At 74.0% G+C, this 13559-nt stretch carries 12 protein-coding genes; 5 read left to right on the forward strand and 7 right to left on the reverse strand.

The window, feature by feature from the left end:
* Positions 1 to 204 precede the first annotated feature (204 nt).
* Positions 205 to 1941 carry an RICIN domain-containing protein gene (locus OG309_RS14790; RefSeq protein WP_329421171.1) on the forward strand — a complete coding sequence of 579 codons (1737 nt, stop codon included), beginning with the start codon at positions 205 to 207 and terminating at the stop codon, positions 1939 to 1941.
* 69 nt (positions 1942 to 2010) lie between these two features.
* Here OG309_RS14790 and OG309_RS14795 read toward each other — a convergent pair whose 3' ends face one another.
* The 4 genes from OG309_RS14795 to OG309_RS14810 all read right to left on the reverse strand — a co-directional run bounded on the left by OG309_RS14795 (position 2011) and on the right by OG309_RS14810 (position 6907).
* Positions 2011 to 2397, reverse strand: coding sequence for an LppU/SCO3897 family protein (locus tag OG309_RS14795; protein WP_329421173.1), 387 nt, complete (start codon positions 2395 to 2397; stop codon positions 2011 to 2013).
* 127 nt (positions 2398 to 2524) lie between these two features.
* Positions 2525 to 4057 (reverse strand): serine/threonine-protein kinase, encoded by a 1533-nt coding sequence (locus OG309_RS14800; RefSeq protein WP_329421174.1) that lies wholly within the window; start codon positions 4055 to 4057, stop codon positions 2525 to 2527.
* Positions 4054 to 4692, reverse strand: coding sequence for a hypothetical protein (locus OG309_RS14805; RefSeq protein WP_329421176.1), 639 nt, complete (start codon positions 4690 to 4692; stop codon positions 4054 to 4056). Before OG309_RS14805 ends, OG309_RS14800 begins: the two co-directional genes overlap by 4 nt.
* A 67-nt stretch (positions 4693 to 4759) precedes the next feature.
* A complete protein-coding gene (locus tag OG309_RS14810; protein WP_329421178.1) occupies positions 4760 to 6907 on the reverse strand; it encodes an N-6 DNA methylase in 2148 nt (715 codons plus the stop codon).
* A gap of 178 nt (positions 6908 to 7085) precedes the next feature.
* On the opposite strand from OG309_RS14810, the gene OG309_RS14815 reads away from it, so the two are divergent.
* Entirely contained in the window at positions 7086 to 7883 is a 798-nt protein-coding gene (locus OG309_RS14815; RefSeq protein ID WP_329421179.1) for a DUF4190 domain-containing protein, read from the forward strand.
* A 79-nt stretch (positions 7884 to 7962) separates the two neighbouring features.
* On the forward strand, positions 7963 to 8730 hold the full coding sequence (locus OG309_RS14820) for a hypothetical protein (protein ID WP_329421180.1): 768 nt from the start codon (positions 7963 to 7965) through the stop codon (positions 8728 to 8730).
* A 151-nt stretch (positions 8731 to 8881) separates the two neighbouring features.
* Here OG309_RS14820 and OG309_RS14825 read toward each other — a convergent pair whose 3' ends face one another.
* The 3 genes from OG309_RS14825 to OG309_RS14835 all read right to left on the reverse strand — a co-directional run bounded on the left by OG309_RS14825 (position 8882) and on the right by OG309_RS14835 (position 11349).
* Positions 8882 to 9625, reverse strand: coding sequence for an N-acetyltransferase (locus OG309_RS14825; RefSeq protein WP_329421182.1), 744 nt, complete (start codon positions 9623 to 9625; stop codon positions 8882 to 8884).
* A 75-nt stretch (positions 9626 to 9700) separates the two neighbouring features.
* Positions 9701 to 10393: an HNH endonuclease family protein gene (locus OG309_RS14830; RefSeq protein WP_329421183.1), complete on the reverse strand. Its 693-nt coding sequence runs from the start codon at positions 10391 to 10393 to the stop codon at positions 9701 to 9703.
* A gap of 59 nt (positions 10394 to 10452) precedes the next feature.
* Positions 10453 to 11349, reverse strand: coding sequence for an SCO6745 family protein (locus OG309_RS14835; protein WP_329421185.1), 897 nt, complete (start codon positions 11347 to 11349; stop codon positions 10453 to 10455).
* Positions 11350 to 11499: 150 nt separating this feature from the next.
* Between OG309_RS14835 and OG309_RS14840 the strand changes: the two genes are divergently transcribed.
* Positions 11500 to 12081: a TetR/AcrR family transcriptional regulator gene (locus OG309_RS14840; protein WP_329421186.1), complete on the forward strand. Its 582-nt coding sequence runs from the start codon at positions 11500 to 11502 to the stop codon at positions 12079 to 12081.
* 73 nt (positions 12082 to 12154) lie between these two features.
* Complete coding sequence (locus OG309_RS14845; protein ID WP_329421187.1) at positions 12155 to 13423, forward strand: SGNH/GDSL hydrolase family protein; 1269 nt, start codon at positions 12155 to 12157, stop codon at positions 13421 to 13423.
* The last annotated feature ends 136 nt before the right edge of the window (positions 13424 to 13559 follow it).

The raw sequence follows: 13559 nt of genomic DNA on the forward strand, positions 1-13559 counted from the left end.
CGCGGCGACGCGAGACAGCACCCTTCACAGGGTCAGGCGGCATGCCCCTGCCGCGCGGTGGACACACGGTCGGCAGGCGACCGACGGGGAGGAGGGTGGGGTGGGTTGGTTCTCTCCCCGGGTTCTTTTCATCTGTCCCGCGCCCCTCCCCGGAGCGGACCACCGCAACGCCTCCGCCCACGACTCGGTGCCTAAGCTGCCGGGATGAGACTGACCAGACTCGTGGTGGGGGCTGCTCTGGCCGCCTCCGCACTCCTGCCCGTATCCCCGGCCGCTCAGGCCTCCCCAGCCGTCGGGACCGTCGCGTCCGGCTCCGCCGTGGAGCCCTTCGACGCCCGCTTCACCCTGACCCGCGTCGACGGGGTCAAGTCCGACCTGATCTCGGCCGTGGAGACCGCGGGGGTCTCCACGGCGCCGGTCACCGAGGTGCTCGGCTCGCGCAGCGGGCGGCCGGGGCTGTGCCACGCCACCGGGCTCAACGGGGCCCTGCGGCCCGACGGGTTCTGCTGGGACGACCAGGACGACAGGACCGGCTACACGGACGCGGGCGGCGGGTGGATGCCGCAGGGCTTCGCCGGGGCGCACGCGTCCGGCTCCGCCGACGGGACCTACCAGGGCCGCACCTTGTTCGCCGCGTCCTGGTACTTCGGCGTGCTGAACCAGCCCGAGGAGTACACCCGCGTCTCGATCGCCGAGTCGGCCGGCGGCGGCGCCCCCGTCTCGTACGGGCACGTCGCCCTGGTGGAGCCGGTCGCGGGCGGCGACTTCAAGAAGCCGGCGTTCCCGTCGCACGCGGACGGCGTCGCCTGGTACAGGGACCGCCTGTTCGTCGCCAACGGCGCCGAGCTCCAGGTGTACGACCTGAACCACCTGTGGCGGATGACGGACACCACCAGCGCCGCGACCGGCCTGGGCGGCGGCAAGAGCTCGGCGCGCTACCACCGGTGGGCGCTGCCGCTCGTCGCCCGCTACAGCACGGTCAGCACGGCGGCGCTCGACGACCCCTCGACGGCCTTCCTGAGGGGCAATCCGCGCGCCTGCGGACCCGCCGCCGAGAACCTCGGCGAGCTCTGCATGAGCAGTCTGAGCGTCGACCTCTCCGACACCGTGAACGGCCCCGCCCTGATCTCGACCGAGCACCGCTCCGAGGGCGGCGCCCGGATCGTCCGCTGGCCGCTCGACGGGCTGGAGACGGGGACGCCCGAGCAGGTGGCCGCGCACGGCACGGCGTACACGAGCCCCGTCACGGGCATCCAGGGGATCGCCAAGGGCGGCGACACCTTCTACATGAGCGGGAGCTGCCCGACGGGCTTCCCCGCCGGTCACGCCTGTCTCCACGCGGCGCGCGCGGGCGAGGCACCCCGGGTGCTCACCCAGGCGCCGTATCTGACGCAGGGGCTCTCGTTCGACCCCCGCACGGGGCGCCTGTGGGGCTACAACGAGGCCCTGGAGAACGCCGGCGGCGGGCGGCGGGTGGTGTTCTCCGTCGACCCGGCGGCGGGCGCGGCGGCGGACGGCTGGGGCTGGCTGACCAACCACCACCGGCCGGGCGCGATCTGCGCGACGCCCCTGGGGAACGCGACGGCCAACGGGACGGTCGTCACGGTCTGGTCGTGCACGGGATCCCCGGTCCAGCGCTGGCAGTACGACCCGGTGAACCGGCTCCTGGTCCACCGGGCGAGCGGCCGCTGCCTGACCCCGAAGGCCAACGGGGCGAACGTCGACGGCGCCGTCCTCACCCTGTGGACGTGCAACCCGGCGAGCGACGTGCAGAGGTTCACCCCGGACCCGGTGACCGGGCTCCTCGTCAACGCGTTCGGCAAGGCCGTCGCCACGAAGGGCAACTCCCTGGCGGACGGGACCACCCTCACCCTGTGGACGAGAGCGACGTCCTCGGGGGCGGCGTCCGACGCGCAGGACTGGTCCGTGAAGGGCTTCTGAGCCGCGGATGACGCGCGAGAGGGGCCGGTCCCGATGGACCGGCCCCTCTCGCGCGCGCGTGGTGCGCGGTTACTTCTTGACGGCGTCCAGGCAGAGCACGAACTTGTCCGAGTCCAGCTGCTGGGCGAGCGCGGAGAGCTCGTCGCCGCACTTGTTCAGGTCGAAGGTGTCGTCGTACACCTTGACGACCTTGAACAGGTCGGCCTTGCCGGAGTCGCAGGGCTGGCTGTCGACCTTGGGGTCGTTCTCCGGACCGGTCACGGTCACGCACTCGCCCGCCTTCGCGTGCACGGGCGCGTCGCCGGTGACGTACGGGAGACCCAGCTTCACGGCGAGAGCCACCACGAGGAGGACCACGAAGCCACCGATCTTCTTCAGCGCGCCGCCCTTCTTCTCGGGAGCGGGCGCCTGGGCGGGCGCGGCGGCGAACGGGTCGGACGGCGGAGGCGTGGTCATGGAGGAATCCTTGAACGGCGTGGACATGATCGAACGCGCACGTTACAGACCGCAAAAGGGCCAAAACGGATCTCTCGCATCCGTTTCCCAATCAGATACGGAGTCGTGATCCTGCCGACCCGTCAGATCACAGACGGGGATCGACCGCCTGCTGCCGCTCCAGCGCCCGCCGCAGATCCGCCGCGAGCGGGTGGTAGGCCCCGTACACCCGCTCCGCGTCGAACAGCAGCGCCTGCAACTGCGCACGCCCCGGCCCGTGCTCCCCCCGCGCGAGCAGCAGAAGCCCGATCCGGTGCCGGATGTCGAAGGCGCGGGCCTGCTGGTCGGAGGTGGCGCCGGGCTCGAAGTACGGCAGGAGGGCGCGGTACTCGGCGAGCGCGGCCGACGGATCGCCGAGCTGTTCCAGACACTGGGCCGCGTCATAACGGAACTGAAGGGTCTGCGGATCGGCCGGGCCCGCTTCCGCCGCGCGGTCCTCCGCGAGGCGGCGCAGCTCCGGCAGGGCGCGGCGGTACTGGCCGTCGTCCATCAGCGTCGACGCGTACTGCTTGCGCAGGATGCGCACGACCGGCGAGTGTTCGCCGTGCTCCGCGGCCGCCGCCGGGAGGATGCCGCCGAGCATGTCCACGGCCTGGGTCAGCGAGCCCTCTCCGAGCAGCCTCTTCACCTCGTCCACCGCCGCGGCCACGTCCGGCTTCGAGGGCGCGGGCGGCACGGGCGGCGGGGGCGGGACGGCCTGCACCGCCTGGTCGGGCCAGGGGGCGTGCGGGCGGCGGAACGGGCGGGACGGGTCGAGCGGCCCCACCGGGCCCGGTGCGCCGCGCGGCGGCAGGAGCGGCATCAGGTGCTCGTACACCTCCTGCGCGCCCGAGGGGCGGGCCAGCGGGTCCTTGGCGAGCAGCCGCAGCACCAGCGCCTCCAGGACCTCCGGCACCTCGGGCCGGATCCGGCGGACCGGGACGGGCGCCTCGTACAGGTGCCGGTGGAGCACCCCGAGGGCGGTCGAGCCGGCGAAGGGGACGTTGCCGCTGAGGAGTTCGTGGAGGAGCACGCCGAGCGCGTACAGGTCGGTGTACGGGCCGACGGCGCCGCCCATCGCCTGCTCGGGCGCCATGTAGGCGGGGCTGCCGATGGGCGAGCCGGTGTGGGTGAGGCGGGTGGTGTCGGTGTCCAGGACGGAGGCGACGCCCAGGTCGAGCACGATGACGGTGCCGTCGGGGCGGACCATCACGTTCCGCGGCTTGAGGTCGCGGTGGACGATCGGCACCGCGTGCACGGCCGCGAGCACCGCGCACAGCTGCGCGGCGACGGAGACCGCCCACGGCCAGGGGTACGGGTCCTGCTCGGCGAGGTGGTCGGCGAGGTCGGCGCCCTCCACGTACTGCATCACCAGGTACAGGTCGTCGCCGTCGCTGCCCGCGTCGTGGACGGTGACGAGCCCGGGGTGCCCGACCTGGGCGGTGACCCGGCACTCGCGCACGAAGCGGCGGCGCAGCTCCTGGGCGGCCGTCGCCGGACCGCTGATGGCGGCGGGGCTGAGCAGTTTCACCGCGACCCGGCGGTCCAGCCGGCCGTCGTACGCCGTCCAGACCTGGCCCATGCCGCCCTGGCCGATCAGGGTGGACAGCTCGTAGCGCCCGCCGATGACCCGCCCGTTCACCGCCCGCCTTCCCGGGGGTCCTTGTCCTTGCGGAGGAGGTCGCTGAGCTCGTCGAGCTCGGCGCGGACCTGGTCGATGCGGGGGCTCGCCACCGGGGGCGTCGGCGGCGCGACGGGCTGGGGGTGGGACGACTGGGGCTGGGGCTGGGGCTGGGGTTGCGTCTGGGGCTGGGGCTGCGGGTAGCCGTAGGACGGCTGCTGCTGGTGGTACGGGAGTTGCTGGGGTTGCGGCTGGGGCTGCCGGTGCTGCGGGACGGTCGCCGCGTACGGGTTGTACGGCGGCGGCAGGACCGCCGCGCGGCCGGCGAGGTGGTCGTGGCGGATGTCGACCACGAGGAAGTACGCGGTGAACGCCACCGCGTTGAGCAGGATCATCCCCACGACCCAGTCGGCCCGGCTCGTGTTCACGTCCTCCGGCATCAGCACGATCCCGGCGATGACGACGACGACGGAGACCCCGAGCAGGATCCAGTCGACGACCCGGCGGGTGAGCAGCGCGATCCGCAGGGCCGTCGCCCAGGCCAGGAACCCGATGCTGAGCAGCGGGAGCACCGCGAAGAGCACCCGCAGCACGATGACCGACGCCGGAACACCGCGCTGCGGCGGCACGGGCTGCGCATGGCCGTGGCCGTACATTCCTGCTCCTGGTCACCTGAATGGCTCTGTTGTCGAGGACGAGCGTATACAAGTGGGGGCCGGGCCGTCAGGGAGCTACGGTGCCGTCCGCGAGCCCGTCGTACATCCCCTGCACCAGCTGCTCGCCGAGCCGTCCCGCCAGCCGCAGCGCCTCCTCGAACTCCGCCAGCGCGCGGAACCGCTCCCCGTACCGCTGCTGTTCCGCGAGCGGCAGGCGGGGCAGCTGGAGGCGGCGGACGTCGAGCCGGGTGGCGGTCGAGGCGTACGAGCTGGCCTGCCGGTTGTTGGCGGTGGCGCGCAGGAAGCCGGCCAGGAACCAGGGGTCCAGGGCAGCCGGGTCGGGGCGCAGCAGGTGCACGTTGCGGCCGAGGGCGGCGCCGGCGGTCGCCGGGTCGACGACGCGGGTGACGGAGCCGCCGCCGAGCACGGGGACGACGACGTCTCCGGCGGCGAGGAGCACCGGCTCCTCCCCCGGGCCTTCGGCCGGGGCCTCGGGCAGCGTGCCGGAGGGGGCCTGGCCCGCGAGGACGTCGGTGTCGGTGAGGACGCCGACGGGGGCGCCGGGGGCGGCCGTCCCGGTGCCTCCCGCGCGGAGCGTGAGGGCGCCCGCGCGGGCGAGCTCGCCGACCGTCGTCGCGGGCCAACGGAGGCCGCCGGGGGTGGGGCCGACGGCGGGCGGCGGGGTCAGTTCTCGGGTGCGGCGCAGGGTCTCGGTGAGCCGTTCGCGCACCCCGGACAGCTGCGCGGCGCCCTCGGCGGCGGCGGGCGGCGGGAGATGGCGGGCGGGGGTCAGGTCGACGTCGTCGTCGAGGAGCTCGACGACCGGGACGCCCCGGCTCTCGCCGGGCGTCTCGGCCAGGGCGCCGTCCCGGTCGAAGGGCCGCCAGGCGTCGAGGACCGCGGTCTCCACCGCGGGCCAGTCGAGCCGGTCGCGGCCCGCGGAGGCGCCCGTGGTGTGGTCCGGCGCGGTGTCGACGAGCAGCAGTTCGGCGGGCGGCCGCTCACCGGGGGCGGGCCTGCGCAGCACCCACAGGTGGAGCGGGATGCCGTACGGGGGCGCCGCGCCGGCCGGCAGCGCGACGACGGCCCGCAGGGCGCCGCGGCGCAGCAGGTCGGCGCGGATGCGGCGGCCCGAGCGGCGGGACGCGGCGGCGGGCGGCATGAGCAGGACGGCGGTGCCGCCGGGGCGCAGCCGGGCGAGGGCGTGCTGGACCCAGGCCAGCTCGGACTCCGTACGGGCCGGGAAGCCGTACTCCCAGCGGGGGTCGTAGGCCAGCTCGTCGTGACCCCAGTTGCGCTCGTTGAACGGCGGGTGGCAGAGCACGGCGTCGGCGGTGAGCGCCGGGAAGGCGTCGGCGCGCAGGGTGTCCCCCGCGAGGACGCGCACGTCGGCTTCGCCGGAGAGGGCCAGGCGCAGGGCGGTCAGCGCGGCCAGGTCGGGGTCGGCGTCCTGGCCGTGGAGCGCGCGGGGCCGCGGCCGGCCGGCCGCGGCGTCGCCGGGGGCGGACAGGGCTGCGGCGAGCAGGGCGCCGGTGCCGCACGCGGGGTCGAGGACGGTGGCCGCGGGCCCGGCGAGCGCCGCCATGAGGGCGGCGGGGCCGGGCGGGGTGAGCGTGTACTGGCGCGGGTTGGCGTCGAGGTGACGGCCGAGGAGGAACTCGAAGGCGTCGCGGGCGGCGTGGATCCCGGGGACGGCGGGGGCCTCGGCTCCGGGGGCCTCTGCGGCCGTCCCGGTGGCGGCGGCGAGTTCGACGACCCCGCGCAGCAGGGGGACGGACGGGGCGAGTTCGGCGGCCGAGGGGGTGCGGACGGCCCGTTCGGGTCCGAGGCGCTCGGTCAGCGTCTCCTCCAGGGGGACCGGGAGGACCTCCGCGAGCCGCTCGTCGGGCACGGCGGCCAGCGCCGGCCAGGCCGCACGCCGGTCCCGTACGAGGAGGAGGGCGCAGCCCGCGTGGACGAGGGCGGTGACCGCTCCCGCGGGGTGGCCGGCGACCAGCTGCCAGACGCGCTCGCGCAGCGGGACCTCGGCCAGCTTGCCTTGGGTGCGCAGCCACTCCTCGACGTCGGAGAGGGCGAAGGACGGGCTGGTCTCCGTGCCGCCGACGGGCCGGGGGAAGTCGGCGTGGCGGCGGCGCCAGTTGCTCACGGCCGCCCGGCCGACCCCCGCGAGACGGGCGATGCCCGCGGCGGTCACCTCTGCTGCGCTGTCGGGCACCTGCCTCAACTCCCCTCATTGGCGTGCGTGTGACGCCGATCTTACTGACGAACGCCGTCGACACCACTTCACAGCGTGAGCCGACCCGTTCTCCGTGAATCGTGTTGACTCGGTTCACAGCATCTGTTGTTATTGATCCATCGCGCCAGACGAACTCACTGTCCGGGAGGACACACCCATGTCGTACGACACGCAGCTCCCGCACGCCCCGAACCCGGCGGCCATGCGCAACGGACTGGGCACCGCGGCCCTGATCCTCGGCATCATCGGCACGATCTCCGGACTCATCCCGCTGTTCTTCTGGCTGGCCGGCATCCTCGGCGTGATCGCGCTGATCCTCGGCCTGGTCGGCAAGGGCCGGGTGAAGCGCGGCGAGGCGAGCAACAAGGGTGTGGCCCTGACCGGCGCGATCCTCGGACTCGCGGCCCTGATCCTCTCGGTGGTCGGCGCGGTCATCACCTTCACCGCCGTCAGCGACGCGGTGGACGAGATCGACAAGGCGATCAAGGACTCCGCCCCGAAGGACCCGACGTCCAAGAGCCCCGCGGGCAAGGGCGACACCGGCGGCAAGGCCGACAAGGACAAGGCGCTCGCGGCCGGCGACACCGTCGTCTACGACGACGACCTGAAGGTCACCGTGACCGAGGCCAAGACGTACAAGCCCAGCGAGTTCGCGGCCGGCCACACCGCAGGCAACAAGGCGTACCAGGTCACCGTCACCATCGAGAACGGCGGCAAGAAGAAGTTCGACACCACGCTGGTGACGCTCCAGGCCCGCGCGGGCAAGGACGGCGCGACCGCCGAGCAGATCTTCGACGAGAAGGTCGGCACCGGCTTCAGCGGCACGGTCCTGCCCGGCAAGAAGGCCACCGCCACCTTCGCCTTCGACGCCCCCGCCGCCGCGAAGGACCTGACGGTCGAGGTCGGCCCCGGCCTGGACTACAACGCCTCGCAGTGGGACCTGAAGATCGGCTGACCCCGGCCACCCGCCGGACCCCCCGCCCCGCCCTACCCCCGCGCATCACGCACCCCCCGATCCCCCTCGGAGAACCACCATGTCTGCCACCGTCCGCCTCCGCCGCGCCGCCCTCACCGCGACCCTGTGCGCCGCCGTCACGCTCGGCGCGACCGCCTGCGGCCCCTTCTCCGGCGGCTCGAACGACGACGCCAAGCCCGCCGGCCCCTTCGGGGACCTGAGCGGACCCCAGATCGCCAACAAGGCGATCGGCGCGACGAAGACGGCGGATTCGCTCACCCTCGACATCGCCCTGAAGACCACCGACGGCCCGATCAAGGCCTACCTCGCGACCGACGTGCGGGGCCGCTGCGCCGGCACGATGACGGTCGGCGCGACGGGCACCGCCGAGCTGATCAAGCCGGACGCCAAGGCCGTCTACATGCGCTTCGACGAGGCGTTCCTGAGGGAGCAGTCGAAGGGCGAGTCCGCCGAGGTCCAGGCGGCGGTGCTGGAGGAGCTCAAGGGCCGCTGGGTGAAGTCCGACGCCAAGGACCCCGACGCGAAGGAGAGCCTCGCCCTGTGCGACCTGAAGTCGCTGCTCTCCGAGTTCGAGCAGGGCGCCAACCTGGCGGTCAAGGGCAAGGAGACCACGGTCGACGGCAAGAAGGCGCTGATGCTCACGCAGGCCTTCGACTCCGAGAAGACCACGCTCTACGTCGCCACGGAGGGCAAGCCGTACCTGCTGAAGATCGTGACGGCGGGCGGCAAGGAGCCCGGCACGATCTCCTTCTCCGACTACGACAAGCCGGTCGAGGCGAAGGCCCCGCCGGCGAAGGACGTGGTGGACGAGAAGAAGCTCGGCTGACGGCCGGAGCGAACGACGGGGGACCTGGGGACCCGGGGGGGGACCAGGGCCCGGGGGGGGACCCCGGGGGGACGAAGAAGGCGTGAAGGCCACCGCAGGGGAGCGGCCTTCACGCCTTTCGTCGTCGTCTTCCGTCGGCGCACGGGACGGGTCAGAGCCGGTGGCGCACCCACACGTTGGGCTCGACGTACACCGCGTAGCCCCGGGAGGCCTCGCAGTGCACCGGCACCAGGGCGCCCTCGACCTCGACGGGGCCGTCGGTGTCGAAGGGCAGGCCCGTCCACTGCCGCCACTGCTCCACGGCGGCGCCGATCGTCATCGACGCCGGGGCGACCTTGTCGACCGTGGCGCCCGCACGGACGTGGACGCGCAGCCACGGGTCGACCGGGAGCCCGTCCTCGCGGGTGCGGAAGGCGTACTCGTGCATGGACGACTCCGCCTCCTTGTGCTTGCCGTTGGGGCGCACCGGGGCGACCACCTCGGCGAAGCCGAGCCGGCGGGCGTTGTCGCGCATGGCGGCGAGCATGCGGTGCGAGAGACCGTTGCCGAGCGCGCTCGTGTCCACGGTCACCTCGATCGCGCTGACCGTGTCGGGCGTGCGCCCGTGCCGGAGGTCGGAGAACGCCCACAGCAGGACCTGGTCCCAGCCGGTACGGGGCAGTTCACCACGGCCCTTTGCCTGGAGCTGGAACGGCACGCTGAAGGCGCGGGCCACGACCTTGCCGTCGGAGTCGGTGGCGACGAGGACGTACTCGGGGAACGCGGTGACGATCTGGCCCATGTTCGCCCAGCCGACCGGGTCGTACATCATGAACTCCGGCCAGAGGTCCTTCATCTGCCACAAGGCCCCTTCGAGTTCGGGGCGTTCGGCGAGGGTCGTGATGTGCAGGTCCATGCGGGGAGGTTAACGGGCGTTCCCCCCATTGAAGAAACGATTTTCCCTGGTCATCGCCGGACCACCCCGCAGGCCTCACGGCAGCCGCTGCTCCGGGCACGCCGCCAGCACCCTCTTCATCGCGTCCCGCTCCCCCGAGGTCACCCAGACCCCGTACTTCTTCTTCACCGCGATCTGCCGGGCGACGTACGTGCAGCGGTACGCCTTGTTCGGCGGCAGCCAGGTCGCGGCGTCGCCGTCCGACTTGCGCCGGTTGGTGGCCGAGTCGACCGCGAGCAGGTTGAGGGGATCGTTCGCGAAGCGCAGCCGGGTGCCGGGGTCCCACTTCTGCGCCCCCTTCTGCCAGGCGTCCGAGAGGGCCACGACATGGTCGATGTCGACCTTGCTGCGCCCGCGCACGTAGGAGATCGAACCCCCGGTGTACGGGTCGTCCTTCAGCGTCCCGGAGGCGACCTTGCACCGGCCGTCGGTGAGGCGGACACCGGACAGGTCGCGCTGGAGTATGTCGTCACGGGTGCCGCAGCCGTTGCGGTCGACATCGGCCCAGGCGCGCCCGAACTTCTCCCGCTCGTAACCGGTCCTGGGCGCCCGCCCCTTCACCGCCAGCGCGTCCACGGCGGCGAGCGCGGTGCCGCCGGCGGCCGGCTTGCGGGCGCCGCCGCCGTCACCGGAGGCGTCGGCACCGGTGAGCGGCGCGCAGGCGGCGTTGACGAGCAGGGCGAGGACGGCGAAGGCCGAGGCGATAAGGGTCTTTTGGTACGTCAGCACCATAAGATCCTATTTGATACCGCATCACGGGCAGGGGATCCCCCTTCCGCGACCCGGCGTCAGACCTTGCCGATCCCCAGCGTGTTCTCCGCCGGCAGCAGCCCCGAGCCGATCACCGTCAGCCACGGTCCGCCGAGCAGGTCACAGAGCCGGGCCGTGACCTCCGGCCCGAGGGCGGCCCAGGGTGCGGCGGCCAGTTCGTCGGTGCGGTGCTCGACCTCGGCGCGCAGGGCGCGCCCGGCCTCGGTGGCGGTGCCGTCGGGGCGGACGAGGCCGCGGGCGGTGAGGCGTCCGCGGGCGGCGCCCCACTCCGCCGCGGTCCAGCCGCGGCTCGCGAAGGTGGCCTCGGCGGCGGCGCCGACGGCGGCGAAGGAGACCAGTGCCTCGGCCGGGTCGAGGCCCGCGGCGAGGAGGGCGGCGAGGTGCCCGTCACCGCGGTGCTCGCGCAGGATCGTGGCGGCCTGCCACAGGACGAGGTGCGGGACGTCGGGCCAGGGCAGTTCGGCGTTGGCGGCGGCGAGCGGGCGCCCCGCGGTCCCGGCGGCCCCGGCCGCGCGCCGGGCGAGCGCGGCGGCCTCGGCGAGCTCGGGGCCGCGGAGCACGTCGTCGCCGAGGACGGCCCGGTAGGTCCGGTCGACGGCGCGGAGCCGGGCGGCGAGGACGGCGGCGGGGGTGGCGACCTCCCAGGCCGCGGGGACGTACCGGGCCGTCATGCCGGGGGCGAAGCTGTAGAACGCGGAGGTCACCCGGGCGCTCCCGGCGGCCCCGAGGGGGGCGGCGCGCCAGGCGAAGTAGGCGGGCCAGCGCTCCGCCACGCCGTAGCCGAGGGCGGCGGCCTCGTCGAAGGCCTCGGGGGCGTAGTAGAGCACGGCGTGGAGCGGTTCGAGCAGGTGCCACATCTGGCGCACCCGCCCGGGCTCCACGGCCTGGATCCGGTTCTGGCCCTGCACGGTCATGGCACGTCCCCTTCGCTCGTCGTCCGCCGCTCGCCCCGGCATCCCGCCGGGCAGGGCCGACATCTTTCCACTGCCTAGATTCTTGTCACTGACTAGATTGCTCCCGCCCTCCGAACTTGTCAATGCCTAGATCCCGCGTACGCTGCTGCCATGACCAGTCGGCGCACCTACCACCACGGGGACCTGCGGCAGGCCGTCCTCACCGCCGCCCTCGACGTGATCGGGACCGAGGGCCCCGCCGCGCTGAGCCTGCGCGACCTCGCCCGGCGCGCGGGCGTCTCGCACGCGGCTCCCGCCCACCACTTCAAGGACCGCACCGGCCTGCTCACCGCGATCGCCGCCCAGGGCTACGACCTGCTCGCCGAGGCCCTCGCCGACGCGCCCGACCTGCGGGAGCGCGGGGTGCGCTACGTCCGCTTCGCCGCGGCCCACCCGGCGCACTTCCAGGTCATGTTCCAGCCGGGCCTGCACCACGCGGACGACCCGGAGCTGCTCGCCGCGAAGGAGCGGGCCGGCGCGGAGCTCCGTGCCGGCGTCACCGGACTGCCCGCCTCCGCCGAGGCCCCCCGCGACACCGGCATGGCCGCCTGGTCGCTGGCGCACGGCTTCGCGACCCTGCTGCTCACCCACAACCTCGACGCCCCGCTGGGCGACCGGGATCCGGGCGAGGTGTTCCGCGCGCTGACCGGACTGCTCGATTCCGCCCCACTCGGCGGTGACCGGCGGGAATAGCCGAAGTCGATCACGGCTTGTCCCTCGTCGTGCGCACAGGAAAGACCACGGCACACGACAACGGGCGGAACACATGAAGACCACCGGCACCACCTTCCGGCGCGCGGGCACGGCCGTGCTCGCCGCCACCCTCCTCACCGCGCTCCCCGCGACCGCCGCGACCGCCGGCCCCTCCCGCGGCGGGGCCGCGTGGCACGGCGCCTGGGCCGCCTCGCCGCAGGCCGCGGCCGCGCCCTTCGCGCCCAACTGGTCGGAGCAGGGCTTCGACAACCAGACCGTCCGCCAGACGGTCCGCGTCACCACCGGCGGCACCCGGGCCCGGATCGAGCTGACGAACCGTTACGGCAGCACCCCGCTGAAGATCACCGGCGCGACCGTCGCCCGCACCGCCGAGGGCGGCGCGGTGCGGCCCGGTTCGGTCCGCGCGCTCACCTTCGACGGGCGCGGCTCCGTCACGATCCCGGCCGGCGGCACGCTCCTCAGCGACGGCGCCCCGTTCCGGACCTCCGCGTTCGAGACGCTCACCGTCACGCTCTACCTGGCGGGCCCGACCGGCCCGGCCACCTTCCACTTCTTCTCCGGCACCACCAGCTACCGGGCGGCGGGCGACCACCGCGCCGACGTGGCCGGGACGGCGTTCACCGAGACCGACTCGTCCTGGTACTTCCTCTCCGGCGTCGAGGTCTCCGGCGGCCCCCACACGGCCCGCCGCGACGCCGTCGTCACCTTCGGCGACTCCATCACCGACGGCGTCGGCGCCACCCCGGGCGCGGACGACCGCTACCCCGACGAGCTCGCCGAGCGCCTCGCCGCGGCCGGCTCCCCGCGCGCCGTCCTCAACCACGGCATCGGCGGCAACCAGGTCGTCAACGACACCACCTGGGCCGGCGAGAAGGGCATCGCGCGCTTCAAGAAGGACGTGCTCACGGAGCGCGGCGTCGGCACGGTCGTCCTCCTCGAAGGCATCAACGACATCGGCGGCAGCGGCCCGTCCTTCCCCGGCGGCCCGACCCCCGAGGTGTCCGTGAACCGCCTCATCGAGGGCCACCGCAGCCTCATCCGCCAGGCGCACGCCCGCGGCATCAAGGTGATCGGCGCGACGCTGACCCCGATCAAGGGCTCGTTCTACTTCACCCCCGAGAACGAGGCCAAGCGCGAGGCCTTCAACGCGTGGGTCCGCACCTCCGGCGCCTACGACGGGGTCGTCGACTTCGACCGCGCGGTCGCCGACCCGGCCGACCCGGACCGCATCCTCCCCGCGTACGACTCCGGCGACCACCTCCACCCGGGCGACGCGGGCTACCACGCGATGGCCGCCGCTCTGGACCTCGACGAGCTGTAGACCCGTACGGCCGGGGGGCTCCCGCCCGGCGTACGGCCGGGGGTCTCCCGCCCGGCAGCCGGCACCCCGTACGCCGCACGGCGCGGGGTGCCGTGCGGGCCCCCCGTCCCGGCGCCGCATCGGCCGGAACGGAGGG

The organism is Streptomyces sp. NBC_01268 (assembly GCF_036240795.1).
Lineage (GTDB): Bacteria > Actinomycetota > Actinomycetes > Streptomycetales > Streptomycetaceae > Streptomyces.

What these genes read in the sequence shown, in the direction of transcription:
- OG309_RS14795 (WP_329421173.1), bottom strand. Translation starts at nt 2,397, where the DNA reads ATGACCACGCCTCCGCCGTCCGACCCGTTCGCCGCCGCGCCCGCCCAG.
- OG309_RS14845 (WP_329421187.1), top strand. Translation starts at nt 12,155, where the DNA reads ATGAAGACCACCGGCACCACCTTCCGGCGCGCGGGCACGGCCGTGCTC.
- OG309_RS14805 (WP_329421176.1), bottom strand. Translation starts at nt 4,692, where the DNA reads ATGTACGGCCACGGCCATGCGCAGCCCGTGCCGCCGCAGCGCGGTGTT.
- OG309_RS14840 (WP_329421186.1), top strand. Translation starts at nt 11,500, where the DNA reads ATGACCAGTCGGCGCACCTACCACCACGGGGACCTGCGGCAGGCCGTC.
- OG309_RS14835 (WP_329421185.1), bottom strand. Translation starts at nt 11,349, where the DNA reads ATGACCGTGCAGGGCCAGAACCGGATCCAGGCCGTGGAGCCCGGGCGG.
- OG309_RS14815 (WP_329421179.1), top strand. Translation starts at nt 7,086, where the DNA reads ATGTCGTACGACACGCAGCTCCCGCACGCCCCGAACCCGGCGGCCATG.
- OG309_RS14825 (WP_329421182.1), bottom strand. Translation starts at nt 9,625, where the DNA reads ATGGACCTGCACATCACGACCCTCGCCGAACGCCCCGAACTCGAAGGG.
- OG309_RS14820 (WP_329421180.1), top strand. Translation starts at nt 7,963, where the DNA reads ATGTCTGCCACCGTCCGCCTCCGCCGCGCCGCCCTCACCGCGACCCTG.
- OG309_RS14790 (WP_329421171.1), top strand. Translation starts at nt 205, where the DNA reads ATGAGACTGACCAGACTCGTGGTGGGGGCTGCTCTGGCCGCCTCCGCA.